At 62.5% G+C, this 14,950-nt stretch carries 7 protein-coding genes; all 7 read right to left on the bottom strand.

The annotated features are described in order from the left end of the window. Positions 1-186: 186 nt before the first annotated feature. The gene (locus tag ACNFBR_RS16145; protein ID WP_416735829.1) at positions 187-960 is read right to left on the bottom strand and encodes an enoyl-CoA hydratase; all 774 of its coding nucleotides are present in this window, start codon (positions 958-960) and stop codon (positions 187-189) included. Positions 961-973: 13 nt separating this feature from the next. Continuing rightward, entirely contained in the window at positions 974-2,101 is a 1,128-nt protein-coding gene (locus ACNFBR_RS16140) for an acyl-CoA dehydrogenase (RefSeq protein ID WP_416735828.1), read from the bottom strand. An 8-nt stretch (positions 2,102-2,109) separates the two neighbouring features. After that, positions 2,110-3,303, bottom strand: a complete 1,194-nt coding sequence (locus tag ACNFBR_RS16135; RefSeq protein ID WP_416735827.1) for an acetyl-CoA C-acyltransferase — start codon at positions 3,301-3,303, stop codon at positions 2,110-2,112. Between the two features lie 11 nt (positions 3,304-3,314). Then, positions 3,315-4,082: an SDR family NAD(P)-dependent oxidoreductase gene (locus ACNFBR_RS16130; protein WP_416735826.1), complete on the bottom strand. Its 768-nt coding sequence runs from the start codon at positions 4,080-4,082 to the stop codon at positions 3,315-3,317. Positions 4,083-4,094: 12 nt separating this feature from the next. Next, a complete protein-coding gene (locus ACNFBR_RS16125; protein ID WP_416735825.1) occupies positions 4,095-5,741 on the bottom strand; it encodes an acyl-CoA synthetase in 1,647 nt (548 codons plus the stop codon). Between the two features lie 124 nt (positions 5,742-5,865). Then, the gene (locus tag ACNFBR_RS16120; RefSeq protein ID WP_416735824.1) at positions 5,866-10,389 is read right to left on the bottom strand and encodes an NEL-type E3 ubiquitin ligase domain-containing protein; all 4,524 of its coding nucleotides are present in this window, start codon (positions 10,387-10,389) and stop codon (positions 5,866-5,868) included. Positions 10,390-10,458: 69 nt separating this feature from the next. Beyond that, a complete protein-coding gene (locus ACNFBR_RS16115) occupies positions 10,459-14,943 on the bottom strand; it encodes an NEL-type E3 ubiquitin ligase domain-containing protein (RefSeq protein WP_416735823.1) in 4,485 nt (1,494 codons plus the stop codon). Between the last annotated feature and the right edge of the window lie 7 nt (positions 14,944-14,950).

Raw genomic sequence — 14,950 nt, 5'->3', positions numbered from 1 at the left:
CGGGAGTACGCGCTGCAGGCCCCATCCATGGGGCCTCAGCGCTTGACGGGCATCCATGCCCGTCACCTCCCTCCGCAAGCCCTTCGCTCGGCCTCCTGAAGTCGCAATCGGCGTCGCCTGAACTACCGCGCGCTTAGAAGCCACAGCCACAGCAACAGCAACAGCAACAGCAACGACTGAATTTAATCAGCGATCCTTGAACTGCGCTTCGCGTTTGGCGATGAAGGCGGCCATGCCTTCTTTCTGGTCTTCGGTGGAGAAGGCCGCATGGAACACCCTACGCTCAAAACGCACCCCTTCACTAAGGGTCACTTCAAACGCTCGGTTGACGCTTTCCTTGACCATCATGCTCACCGGGATCGATTTGCTGGCAATGGTCGCCGCCACCTTCAGCGCCTCTTCCACCAGCTCCGCCTGCGGCACAATACGTGCAACCAACCCAGCACGCTCGGCCTCTTCAGCCCCCATCAGGCGGCCAGTCAGGCACAGTTCCATGGCCTTGGCCTTGCCTACCGCACGGGTCAACCGTTGGGTACCGCCCATGCCCGGCAGCACACCAAGGTTGATTTCCGGTTGCCCGAACTTGGCGTTGTCAGCAGCGAGGATAAAGTCACACATCATCGCCAGCTCACAACCGCCGCCCAGGGCGAAGCCAGATACCGCAGCGATGATCGGCTTGCGGCGGTTGGCAACACGGTCAGCATCGCTGAACAGGTCATCGACATAGATCTGCGGGTATTGCAGCTCGGCCATTTCCTTGATGTCGGCGCCAGCGGCAAAGGCCTTGGCCGAGCCTGTCAGCACCACGCAACCGATGTTCGGGTCGCGCTCAAGCTGGTCAAGGGCCTGGTTGATTTCCCCAACGATCTGCGCGTTCAGCGCATTCAGTGCCTGCGGGCGGTTGAGGGTGATCAGGCCGACCTTGCCGTGAATGTCCAACAGGATGGTTTCGAATGCCATGCAGTCTGCTCCTTCAAAGATTGCGCGCAATGACCATGCGCTGAATATCGCTGGTGCCTTCGTAGATCTGGCAAACCCGAACGTCGCGGTAGATCCGCTCCAGCGGGAAGTCGCTCAGATAGCCATATCCGCCCAGGGTCTGCAAGGCATCCGAACAGACCTTTTCGGCCATTTCCGAGGCAAAAAGCTTGGCCATCGACGCTTCTACCAGCGCCGGGCGCCCGGCGTCACGCAGCGCGGCGGCGTGCAGCACCATCTGCCGGGCCACGGCAATTTTCGTCGCCATGTCGGCCAGCCGGAAGGCCACGGCCTGGTGCTCGATCAGCGCTTTGCCAAAGCTTTGCCGCTCGTTAGCGTAGTCACGCGCCACTTCAAACGCCGCGCGGGCCATGCCAACGGCTTGAGAGGCGATGCCGATGCGGCCACCTTCAAGGTTGGCCAAGGCTATCTTGTAGCCCTCCCCTTCTGCACCCAGGCGGTTGGCCAGCGGCACACGCACGTTGTCGAAGACGATTTGGCAGGTGTCAGAAGCGTGCTGACCGAGCTTGTCCTCCACCCGCGCCACCTGGTAGCCCGGCGAATCGGTAGGCACGATGAAGGCGCTGATCCCGCGCTTGCCGGCATCCGGGTCGGTCACGGCAAACACGATCACCACCCCGGCGTTCTGCCCGGAGGTAATGAACTGCTTGCTGCCATTGAGCACATAGTGGTCACCGTCCAGACGCGCACGGGCCTTCAGGCTACTGGCATCGGAACCCGCCTGCGGCTCGGTCAGGGCAAAGGCGCCGAGCATCGCGCCGCTGGCCAGCGGGGTGAGGAACTGTGCTTTCTGTTGCTCGGTGCCAAAACGCAGGATCGGCACGCAACCTACCGAGTTGTGCACGCTCATGATGGTCGAGCAGGCGCCATCACCGGCGGCGATCTCTTCCAGGGCCATGGCATAGGCCACATAGCCGGTGTCGCTGCCGCCCCACTGCTCCGGCACCAGCATGCCGAACAGGCCCAGTTCGGCCATCTCGTCGATGGCCTCTTTCGGGAAACGATGCGCTTTATCCCATTGCTCGGCGAACGGCTTCAAACGCTCTTGGGCGAAGGCTCGTACCGCGTCGGCGATCTGTTGTTGCTCGTCAGTTACCGGCATGGTTCACCTCAGTACAAGCATTCGACAGCCATGGCCGTGGCCTCGCCACCGCCGATGCAGATGGCCGCCACACCTCGGCGCAGGTTGTTCTGGCGCAGGGCCGACAACAGGGTTACCAGGATGCGTGCGCCAGAAGCGCCGATTGGGTGGCCGAGCGCACAGGCGCCGCCATGGATGTTGACCTTTTCGTGTGGCAGGTCGAGGTGCTTCATGGCCGCTAGAGTGACCACGGCGAAGGCCTCGTTAATCTCGAACAGGTCGACTTCGGCCAGGCTCCAGCCGGTGCGTTTCAGCAGTTTGTCGATGGCTCCGATCGGCGCGGTAGGGAACAGCGCCGGGGTGTCGGCGAAGGCGGCATGGCCGTGGATGACAGCCAGCGGCTTGAGGCCGCGCTTGTCGGCTTCGGAGCGGCGCATCAGCACCAGCGCCGCAGCGCCATCGGAAATCGAGCTGGAGTTGGCCGCGGTCACCGTACCGCCTTCGCGGAAAGCAGGCTTGAGCTGCGGGATTTTGTCCAGGCGCGCCTTGGGCGGCTGCTCGTCATCCTTGATGACGCGCTTTTCCTTGCCCTCGGTGACTTCCACCGGCACGATCTCGGCGGCAAAACGGCCGCTGCTGATGGCATCCTGGGCGCGGGTCAGCGAAGCGATGGCGAACTGGTCCTGGGCTTCACGGCTGAAGGCATTGGCCTGGGCGCAGTCTTCGGCGAAGGTGCCCATCAGGCGGCCCTTGTCATAAGCGTCTTCCAGGCCGTCCATGAACATGTGGTCGATGATCCGGCCATGGCCCATGCGGTAACCGCCACGGGCTTTGTCCAGCAGGTACGGGGCGTTGGTCATGCTCTCCATGCCCCCCGCCACCACCACGTCTGCGCTGCCGGCCAGCAACAGGTCATGGGCCATGATCGCAGCTTGCATGCCCGAGCCGCACATCTTGTTCAGGGTGGTGCAGGTGGTGTGCTTGTCCAGCCCGGCGCCCAGCGCAGCCTGGCGTGCCGGGGCCTGGCCCTGCCCGGCCGGCAGTACACAGCCGAACAGCACTTGCTCGACACTGGCTGCATCGATGCCGGCGCGCGCCACGGCGCCACGAATGGCCGCACTGCCCAGTTGTGGCGCGGTCAGGCTCTTGAGGTCGCCTTGCAGCCCGCCCATGGGCGTGCGCACGGCGCTGACGATAACGATCGGGTCATTGGCGAGGGTCATGTTCGTTCTCCTTACTTGGCAGCCATGCGCAGCGCGCCGTCGAGGCGGATCACCTCGCCGTTGAGCATGCTGTTCTCGATGATGTGGCGGGCCAGTGCGGCGTATTCCTGCGGGCGGCCGAGGCGCGGCGGGAACGGCACGCCGGCAGCCAGCGAAGCCCGCACTTCCTCGGTCATGCCGGCCATCATCGGCGTTTCGAAGATGCCCGGGGCGATGGTCATCACGCGGATACCGAAGCGTGCAAGTTCACGGGCGGCCGGCAAGGTCAGGCTGGCAATGGCACCCTTGGAGGCCGCGTAGGCGGCCTGACCGATCTGGCCATCATAGGCAGCGATGGAGGCCGTGTTGATGATCACGCCACGCTCGCCACTTTCATCGGCCGCCCCTTCGGCCATGGCCGCCGCCGCCAGACGCAGCAGGTTGAAGCTGCCGATCAGGTTGACGTTGATGACCTTGGCGAAGCTGGCCAGGCCATGTGGGCCCTGCTTGCCCAACACCTTCTCGGCACCGACGATGCCGGCGCAATTGACCAGCCCCTGCAAGCTGCCAAAGGCGCTGACGGCCGCATCGACCGCCGCTTGGGCAGCCTGCTCGTCGCTGATGTCGGCCACCGCGAAACGGGCGTTGTCGCCCAGCTCGCGGGCCTTGGCTTCGACGGCCTGGGCATTGAGGTCGACCAGCATGACCTTGGCGCCGGCCTCGACCAGCATCTGGGCAGTAGCGGCGCCCAGCCCGGAAGCGGCTCCGCTGACGATGAAGTGTTTGTTGGCTATGTGCATGATCGGTTCCTTTCAGGCGCTGGCAGGGGTGGCCTGTTGCGCGTTTTGTTTGGCGACTTCCTGGTTGCGCAGGATGAAGCGTTGCAGCTTGCCGCTCGGGGTCTTGGGCAGCTCGCTGACGAATTCGATTTCTCTGGGGTAGGCGTGTGCATAAAGGCGCTGGCGCACATGCTGGCGCAAAGTTTCTTCCAGCTCGGCGCTGCCGGCGAAGCCGCTGGCCAAAACCACGAACGCCTTGATCAACTCGGTGCGCTCCGGGTCCGGTTTGCCGATCACCGCCGCTTCGATCACCGCCGGGTGTTCGATCAACGCGCTTTCCACATCGAACGGCCCGACCCGGTAGCCAGAGGTGGTGATCACGTCGTCGCTGCGGCCGACGAAGCTGATGCTGCCATCCTGGTTCAGCTCGACGGTGTCGCCGCTGAGGTAGTACTTGCCGACGAACGATTTGGTCGGCAGCCCGTGGTAACCACCGAACCAGCACAACGGCGACCGCTCGCGGTCGACCGCAAGGATGCCCGGCTGGCCGGCGGGTAGTTCGTTACCCTGCTCGTCCAGCACGACGATGCGGTGACCGGGGATGGCGAAGCCGGCCGAGCCCAGATGCACCGGGTGCTGCAGGCCATGGTGGTTGCACAGCACCATGCCCAGTTCGGTCTGCCCGTAATGGTCGTGGATGGTGACCCCCAGCTCGTCGGCGAACCAGCGGATCACTTCCGGGTTGAGCGGTTCACCGGCACTGCTGACGACGCGCAGGCAGCCTTTGACAGGGGCCGAGAAAGCGCTGCCGGCGGCTATCAGCAGGCGGTAAGCGGTGGGCGAGCCTGCCAGGTTGGTGATGCCCAGCTTGTCGATTACCCGCGCGCAGCTTTCGACGCTGAACGGGCCATCGTAGAACGTGGTGGCATGGCCCAGTGACAGTGGGCCAGTGACCGCGTAATACAGGCCATAGGCCCAACCCGGGTCGGCCAGGTTCCAGAAGTTGTCTTCGGGGCGCAGGTCAATGGCATCGCGCATGTATCCCTGAAACGCGACAATGGCACGCAGGGGCACTTCCAGCGGCTTGGCCGGACCGGTGGTGCCTGATGTGAACATCAGCAGGAACGGGTCGTTACCTGAGCGCATTACCGGCTCGCAGTCGTGCGCGGCGCTGTCCAGACACTGCTGGAAGTCCAGCTCGCCAACGCGGGCCTTGACCGTGATGATGGTCGGGCAATCATGTACATCGTCCAGCTTGCCACGGTTGTGGCTGTCGGTGACGACTACACGGGCGTGCGACTGCTCGAGGCGATGCTCGATGGCCTTGGGGCCGAACGCAGTGAACAAGGGCTGATACACCGCCCCCAGCCGCCAGGTGGCAAGGATGGTGACAAGCAACTCAGGTGTACGTGGCATCAGACCCGCCACACGGTCCCCGGCGCACACACCTTGCGCCTTGAGTACATTGGCAAAACGGGCAGCCTGCACCTTGAGCTGATCGAAACTGTACCGCGCACTGTTGCCGTCACGGTCTTCGTGGATCAGCGCCAGCTTGCCGTCACCGGCATGGCGGTCGCAGCATTCGACACAGGCATTGAGGGCTTCGAGGTTGCCATGCAGTGCCGCAGTAGCGGCCTGCGCAAGGTCGAACGCTCGAGCGGCCTCGGCGTAATCACGCATCGTCGGACTCCTGGTTTCTTGTTTTTGGAGTTAAACCATCGGTCCGACGATGTTCGCGCCGCTCAAGCACGGCGGCAATGGCCAAAGCTGTCAATCTCGATGACCGGTTTGGCCGCCTTGCAGGTCAGCCTGCGCCTCGGCCCAGGCCTCGCAAGTAGGACTCGGTCAGGCCCGCCAGCAGTCGTACTCTATCGCCTTGTTCCTGATCCTCCAGGCCTGCGACCCGCGCGCGGAGCTGTTCAGCCGAGAGCGGTGGCTGGATAACGCGCAAGTTTGCCCTGCGCTGGAGATAGTCGATTCTGAGCGCCTCGAACAAGGTCCGGTGCTGCTCACCAAGAAAAGTCTCCCAGAACGTTCGACTTACCAGGCTTTGAGTCTGCGCCTCGATCGTTTCGCTGGCGAGGACAGCCGCGGCCACATCGTTGATTTGTTGATCGCTCAGCGCAACAGCGTTCGGGTAACGCATCGCCCATGGCTGACCAGGCAAATCAAGGCGCTCGCGCAGGCGCACACGGTATGCCAGTGACCAAGCCGAGCGCCCCACCTGCTCACCCTCGACAGCCTGGCGCAGTATCACCTGGCTGGCCTTCTGCTGTACTTGATCAAGCCGAAACAACTGCCGGCCGAATGCCATCAGTTGCGCCCGTTGCGTCGGGTCTCGCGCATCGGTCTCGGCCTTGGCCAGCAAGACCTCGACATTCATGCGACTGAAACGATCGCTGACCATGTCCGAGCAGGAAATCGGTTGGTTGGCCGCTTCAAACAGGCGTAACCGCAGCGCTGGGCTACGGTCAATCGCCTGCAGCATGGCCCATACATCACGCACAAGCGCTTCCCGGCTGCCCCCGACAAGTACCGAGGTGTAATCAGCCGTCTGCTCCAACCACGCCAAGATGCGGAACAGACCTGAACTGCCTGGTTCAGCCAGCAGACCGTCCCAGAGCACCGCATGCGCAGCGCGGTCGTTCTGAGCCACATGCTGCAGCCACAGGGAACGCGCATGAGGCAGGTCGGCCTTGCTCATCGGCTCGGGCAAATGTCCATGTTCCTCAATGGGATCCATCGCGTACAAGCGTTGCAGTTGAACCCCGCGCAGCGGGTTGCGGTCGACGATAAGCGCCCGGCGCCAGGCGTAGGGCATTGCGACTACCGAATCTGGTGGGGCCGGTAACTGGTTGTCGCGCAGGTCACAGTGCACCAGCAGGCCGCACAGCTCGATCCGGTAGGGCCAGGCCCCCAGCCGGCAGTGACGCAGGTTCAGGTGAGTCAGGGCCGAGAGATGGTTGAAGCGCAGGTCGAGGTCTTCCAGCCGGTTGTAGCTCAAGTCAAGATGCAACAAGCCAGGCAACGCCTGCAGAATGTCGACTGTTTGCGCGTCGAGGCGGATCTGGTTGTGTGCCAGGCGCAAACGTTGCAGCTTCGTCAGGTAAGCAACCCCGAGCGGAATGTTGCGCAGTTGGTTGGAACTCAGGTCCAACTCGGTCAGCGCGGAAAACGGGCACAAGAAATCCACGGGCACCGTATCAACCGCCGACTCCTGCAAGCGCAGGCCAGTGATACGGTGGAAACGGACGACTGCCGGTAGCTCCGGCAAACTCTTGAGCTGCATGCCACTCAGCGACAGGCGCTGGCCTGTCACTGTGCCCGCATTGTCGTAGATCCAATCGCCCTGCAAGCGCCAAGCACGCAGAATAGCGTCAGCTGCTCGCTGACGAAATCGCTGACGCCTTTCGCTCAGTTCTGAGCCTACCCAGCGGTTGAGGTGGCGAATCAACTGATCATGGTCGTCCTCGAGCTCGACGAGGCGCTCATAGGGAGGCTGCTGCCCATTCATCAGCAGTGCCTGTTCCTGATCCAAATGCGCCTCATCCAACCCTGGATAAAGCTGGCGCAAGCGCTCACGAACACGTGCAGCCAGTGAACGGCTGTCGCCCGTACCATGGCCACTGAGCAGATAACCGACCCGCCCGTCTGCCAGGCGTCGCCCAAGGTTAAACCACTGCACCTGGGTCGGCCATTGCAAGAGTTCAGCGATGCCCTGGTGCGTGCCCGGCAGTCGGGCCAGGAGCCGTTCGCGTAGCTGCGCGCCCATATCGTCGTGAGCCATGCCGAGCGCCGTGCGATGCTTGGGCGCCAAGGCCGCAGCAAGCACTTCGTAGAGGTCAGCCGGGTTACCAGAGCCGAGCGGCAACTCACGCCCTCGTCCATCATAGACATTGAATCGCCCCGCTTCGCGCACCACTACCCTGCGCACACGGGGGTCGACAGCGGTGCCCAAGGCTTTTATCAAACGCCCGCCCGCTCCACCTTCGCGCAACTCCAGACTGAGCGTTTCGGCAGGCACGTCTGCGCAACTTTCCACTTCACCCTGCAGCAGCGCAAGAGCCAGTTCGCCGGTTTCGTTGCAGTAGCTGGCGGGCAGGTAAAGCCCCTCGACTGAACGGTTCAATTTGGCCAGGCGCAACAGCGAGCGGGCCTTGTTCGCCAGCCCCAACGGCACCCGCCCACCTAACGTTGCCAAAAAGCGTTCGCCCTCGCTGGACTGCTCGACCAGCGCCTGCGCATAGGCTTCCGGCAAGCCGGCGAAGTCACGCTTTATCAACGTCAGCAAAGCGTCGTCAGCTGTTGGCGAACTGCTCAGGTGATCGAGAAGAGGGCCCTGCAGGGCAGCTCGCTGGCGCAGCAGGGCGTCGCTGTTGGTGCTGGCAGAACGCGCCTGACACCACTCCAGCAATGCACTGTCTTGCGTGGCAAGCGAGTAGCTGGCCAAGCGAGTGAAGAACGCCTCGATACGAGCATGGGCCTCGAAGCGCCGCAAGGTTTCTCGCAGGTTGACAGGCGCCGGCCGGTTTTCCACCAGCACGCCCCGCAACTCCTCGGCATCCACACCGGCTACCCTCAGCACTTGCGCCGCCCGCTCTGCGTCAATGGCGGGATGTTGCGGCCACAGGGTATCGAGCATCATGGCCACATCGCTCCAACGTTGCGGCTGGTCCCGCAGCAGGCGCCAGCCGCGTTCGCCGTTATGCAGCACGGCCGGCCCGTAAGCCTTGTCGCCACCTGGATGACGCAGGCGGTAAGGGGCTTCAGGCTCGCTGCGCTGCACCTCATAATACCGCTGGCCCCTGCGCATCCAGCGCCGGCTCTCATCGCCGTAGAGCCCATCGTCACGCAGGGCGATGGTGCTTGGCGTCGACTCATAGGCCGTGACGTCGTCGGAACACAACAGCGCACGCCGCCCACCCACGCTTACCGGCTGCAAGCCCTCGACAAAAGTGCTGCGCACAACACTCACACCGGCTACGGTCAATGCCGTCGCGGCCGCCGCCTCGGCAACGCCCAGCATATGCTCCAGGGCTTCGTGCTGATGCCCCCGGGCCCAATCCTTGACCCCCTCGAAAACCTCACCAAGCGTCTGCACCACCAGCTGGCCAAGCAGTAGCGCCCCTACGACAGGGATGAAAAGCCCCGCCAGATTGAGTAGATCGAGGCCGGCGGCACGCCAGGCAGCATGACGCGCACGGGCGGCGGCGGCATCGGCATCCGCGGTAGGTACCAGCAATAGGCGAGCATCATCCTTGACCCGCTGAAGCTGTTGCGCAGCCAACGCAGCGAACAGGTCCCCAAACGCCGTAGGGCCCTTCATCGCCAGGTCGGGCTGCTTATCCTTGAGGCGCATATCCAAAACACCTGCAAAGTTCGCACGCTGTCGCAAGCTGATCAGCTGGGTGAAATAGTCACGGTACCCCTTCTGTTGCAATGCTTCAGCCATCGCGGCGTTCATGGCCTCTGTGGAGTCGAAGCGGCGCAGCGCCTGCACGGGATCGCTGGGCAGGTACAGGACCACACCTCGATTCTGGCCAACACGGTCTCGCAAGCGAATGAACAGCCCGTCAGCCACGCGTTGGCCCAACATCTCCAACAAGCCAGGGTAGCCCTGCAGGTCAGTATCGGGATGGGGGCCGCTACCCACCACCTTGCGCAAGGCATGCTGCACCTCCTCATCGATATCACCCTTGAGCGTCGCGACCTCCGCAGCCAATGCCAGGCCCGAACGTTTGTCCTGAGCAAGGATGTGTTCTGTGGTCGCATTGAAGATCTGCTGCAGCTCGGCCTGGTAGAGCCCGCCCACATCCAGCGCACGGCAGGTTGCAACCACTTGCTCAGGCGTGCCGGTCAGCAAGTCATCCCGGCCTGGAGATACCAAACCGGTGCCCAGGAAAAAAGATTCGTCAGGGCCAAAATTGCCCATCAACCTCAGCAATCCATCCTGCCGAGTTGCCGAATAGTGGTAGGTCTGCAGAAGCGTCCCGGGAAACGTACCGATGCGCGGTGCTACCTGCAGCCATTCCAGCTCTGCGAGGGTCGCGCCTGCGGGCAGTGGCTTTACCAGTACGTCCTGCAGATGCTTTTGGGCGAACACATGCAGGGGTTGCAGGGCCAGCGTGAGCCCACGCAGGCGGGCCTGGCTGGCCTGATGGGCGTTGAGGCTGGCGCGCAGGGCAATGATCTGGGCCTGGCTAGCCCGCTTCAGCCAGTCAGGTAGCCTGGCGGCGATGAAATCATCAATTGCTTTTTGATGACTGGTCTTTGGCTTGGAGGTGCTGGACGTCATGGAGGCCCCGGGAGTGAAGAGTGAGGTTGGCATGCTCGCCAACCTGCTCTGGGCAAGGCACAAGGAAATGCAACCGTGCCCGTGGTACGCCCCCGGTTGTACTCAGGCGTGCTCCAGCAGCACTTCACGAGTCAAACGCAAGGCCAAGGCCTCCAGCGCCGCTTCGCGGTCCTTGCCTATCTTGTTGGCCTTTAGCACGTACGCTGCACTGCTGAGAGTCTCCTTTTGCGCATCCAGTGTTTGCAGCTTTGTGTCGAACTGCTCCTCCAACGCCTCGAAATCTTCGGCCCGCAGCGCACGCAGTACGGGCAACCAGAAATCACGTTGACTGATGAAGACCGCAAGTTCGTCGCTGGCTTCAGCCTCCTGCACAGCCTGATACACCCTGTCCAGGTCACTGCGGCTCACCCCGGCAAACGCGCGAAACTGCATGGTTCGTGGCTGACCGATCAAATCGAGCGGCACCGATAGACCGGTTCGATAAGCGAGGCTGATTTCCACCTCGTCCACAGCTTCAGCGTTCGCGGATTGCGACCGGGATTGAAAATCCTGCCGTGCCAACGCTTCCACTCGGTCCAGCCGGAAGAGGCGACGAGCCAACGACAGCCGCGCCTGCCGTGTACTCAGTGGGTCACCACCATGGGTGGCCTGGAGCACCTGTTGGCGCACCTCCAGGTGAGCGAAGCAACTGGCAACGCTGTCTACGCAGGTGCGCGGATCGGCGGCCAGTTCGAACAGTTCTTCACGCATGTGCATGTCCTGGTTGAGCGCCTCGATCATGGCCCAGACACGCCGGCTCAGGTCAGCGCGCACCAGACGATAGTCCGAGCCTTCTGTAAGCTCATCGAGCAGTTGGAAGAATGCATTGCTTCCCGGCTCCCGCTGCAAAGCTTGCCATTGGCGGCGGCGACTTTCGGTATCCTCCCCCTCCAGGGTAGAAAGCCAGCGGATATCGCCATCCCTGGCTTCTACCCCTTCGCCGCCTACGTGCACATGCACAGCATGGGCATACAGGCGTTCGGTGATCGGCGCAGGTAACGCATTCCCTTGTATAACTATCGCTCGACGCAGAGACTCCGGGGCGTTTAGCAAGGTTTCCGGTAGGTCGTCGAGCAGGTTGTTACGCAGGTCGACATGCTGCAGCATGCCCAACCACTCCATCCCTGCCGGCACCCGCTGCAAGCCGCAGCGGAACAGCCGCAACTCACACAAGCGGGACAATTGATTCAAATGAAGGCTGGTCGTACCCAGCGGATTCTCACTCAGATCAAGCGTTCGCAAATGGGGCAGCACGGCCAAGGCGTTGGACTGATTTGCCGCCACGCGGATTCTGTTGCGCCGCAGGTTCAAGTGCCGTAGGCCAGGGAGCTGGCGCAGTTGCTCAGGTAAAGCGCTCAAGCGATTGTTGCTCAGGTCCAGACGCCGCAGGCCTGGAAAGCTGCGCAGAAAACCTGCCGGCAGGTCTTGCAGGTGCAGGCCAACCAGCAGCAGATCAATCACATGAGCAAAGTCTGAACCAGCAGGTAAAGTTGGCAACTCACCCACCGGCAATCCGACGATACTCAGGCGCAACCCGGCCGTCTCACCGTGGCTATCGACTACCTGCTCGCCCTGCAGCCTCCAGGCACGCCGGAAAGCATCGGCAACCTCCCGCCGAGTGTTTCTCGCACGCCCCAGCACCGCCCTCACCCAGGTATTCAGATGCTCATCAAGGTACACATAGTTCAGTTCCATGCGCAGCAGGCTGGAGTAGGCCGAGCCGGGATATCGCATGAGAACTCGTAAGGTGCGCTCGACCTCCTGTTCGTCGAAGCCAGGGTAAAGGCTGCGAATCCGCCGACGCAAAACCTGCCCTGACGGCACGGGCGATGTGACCCGCCCACAGAGCAGGTAGCCGACCCGGCCATCGGCAAGGCGCTGCAAGGACGAAGGTAGTGCACGCGCTTCGCGCCAGCCAAGCAGGCTTAGCAGGGCCTGCCGTTGCGCGGGTACCCAACCCTGCATCGCCACCCGGATACGTGCCGGGGCATCTTCGCCAACCCAGCCCTGACGCTGCCGATAGTTTTCTGGAAGGCAAGCTGCCAACACTTCGAATATGCCTTGCGGCTCTGCCACCTCCAGCTCACTGCGCAGCCCGTTTTCGTCATAGAGATCGAACCCGCCGGCTTGCCATACCAGCACCACGCTGCGCAGACCACGTGCTTCGGGATACAACCTCGCCAGCACCGGCCCGAACTCGGACTGGTCACGCAACATCAGGTTGAAGGGAGGCTGCCCAAGCCCATGGCGCCGTAACAGCGCAAACAACAGTTCAACCATATCGCTACGGTAGCTGCCCTGCAGGTACAGCGCCTCGCGCAGCCTCACCAGTCGGGCTTCCTGCAGCAGGCTCCGTGCCCGCTCCATCAGTGCCAGTGGCAGCCGCCCTTCTGTGCGTATGCGCGTGCGCATGGTTTCATCGGCCTGTTGCAACACTTCCAGCGCATAGGCATCAGGCAATGTCGAGAAGTCTCGCTTCACCAGGCTCAGCGCCTCGTCATCGGCGAGGTACCGGGTGGAGAAATGCTCCAGCAGAGGCTGGCGCAGGGTGACTATATTGGCACGCAGCGTTGCGAGCTGTTCATCCTGGGGCAAACTTGCCAATGCCAGCCTATCGACACACCACTGCCAGAGCTCGCTATCGCTCTCGTTCGGTGTCGTCGCCTCGAAGAAGCGTTGTGCTCGCGCTTCTACCGCGAACCGTTCCAGCGTATCGCGCAAGCTGACTGGCAGGCGTCGCCCCTGCACCAGCAAGCCACGCAGGTGTGCCTCATCGACATCGGCAACCTTGAGAATCTGTGTAATACGCTCGCTGTCCAAATCCCTTGCCGATGGCCACAAACGGCTCAGCAGTTGCCGCTCGCCCTGCCATTCCAATGGGCGCTCGAAGCTCAAGCGCCAGGCGCGTTCGCCATTGCCTTGCAAGACAGGCCCATAGGTTTCCGGGTCGTTCGGATGCAAAAGACGCCAGTTACCCTTGGCATCCTGTCGCACAGGGTAAAAACCATGCTCGTCACGCCACCAATGGCCGCTACCATCGCTGTACAGCCCGTCATCCTGCTCAATCAGCGGCACGCTGGGCTTGGCCTGGCGATAGGGTTGCAGATCGTTGCGCCACAAGCGTTGCGCGCCCGCTTCGGTAGTGACCGGTTCCAGCGCATCGAAAAACGCACTGCGGGCCAGGGTTGTACCGCCTGTCACCAGCCCCGCCGTGGCAAGTTCGGTGGCCAGTTGCAGCAGGTGTTCAAGGGCTTCGTGCTGATGACCTTGGCTCCAGTCCTTGACGCCTTCATAGACCTGGCCAAGCAACCTGCGCCCCCAATCGAGCAGCAACAGCTCGCCAATGCCAGGCACAAAAAAACTCGCCAGGCCAAGTAATGCAAGGCCTGCGTTTTCAAGGTCACGCTGGCGCTGGGCAGCTGCGCCGGCATCGGCCTGCGCCGTGGGCACGGCCATGAAGCGTGCGTCGTTCTTGATGCGCTGCACATGCCAGGCAGCCATGTCACGGATTCCAGCCACCGACGCCTGTTCCACCGCAGGCTGCAGGTCGGGGCTGGTATCGAGGAGGCGCTTGCCAAGCAGTGTCAGGTACTTCACCCGGTCGTCAAGGGCGATACGGCGCTCGATAGCATGCCGGTAACTGTCATCTGCAAATGAGGCGACCAATGCCTGATTGGCCGCCTGCCACCCACCGAAGTAACGCAAAGGCTGCCCTGCGTCGTCAGGCAGGTACAGCAACACCCCCACGGTCTGTTCCGGTGCTGGAAACGGGCTGCTGGGCCGCCCCCACGAATAGAGCAGCTCAATTGCCAGCGCGCCATCCACACGGCATCCCAGCACCTTGAGCCCACCGACCACCACGCGAGCGCTACGGGAGTGAGTGACGGCTGTTTCCGCTATCACCTGGCGCAACATGCGCAACTCATCGTCACCCAGCTGTCGTTTCATGGCCGCCACCTCGACCGCCAACGCCAATTCGCAGCGTTTGTCCGCGACCAGATCACGCTCGAAATCACTGGTCAATACCTGTGCCAAATGCCGCTGGTAGGCAGCGCCTACATCGGTTTCCCGGCACAGATCGACAAGGCCTGCGATATCACTGACCCGTGTTGCTTCGGTGCCTGCCCCTACAGGGGCAGCCTGTACCAGCGCGGTGTCTGGGAAGAACGACTCAGCCTCCTTGAAGTTCTGAATCAGTTTTTGCAGCGCAGGCACTCTGACGAAGTAAGAGGTGAACTCCCTCACCGTCCCGTGCACGATATTCAAGCGCCTGCGCTCTTCTCGCCAGATCGCGAGGTCAAGGTCGAGCGTCAACCCCATCCGGGCCTGCATGGCCTGTTCGAGATGATGCTTGGCGAACCTGTGCAAAGGCTGGAGTTGCTGCGTCACGGCAGACACACGTCGCTGGCTCGCATGGTGCGCTGCCACTTTGCTGCGCAGTGCATTGAGTTGCCGTGGGCTGGCACTGCTCAGCCAGGCTGGCAGTTGCTCGGCAATGAACTCCCCAGCGGCATTCTGTTCCTTGGTATTGACTTGAGTCTGCGGCATGTCGGTC

Source organism: Pseudomonas sp. NY11955, from assembly GCF_048068035.1.
Lineage (GTDB): Bacteria > Pseudomonadota > Gammaproteobacteria > Pseudomonadales > Pseudomonadaceae > Aquipseudomonas.
The sequence above is the reverse complement of the archived record's forward strand: the minus strand, read 5'-3'. Positions and strand labels throughout refer to the sequence as shown.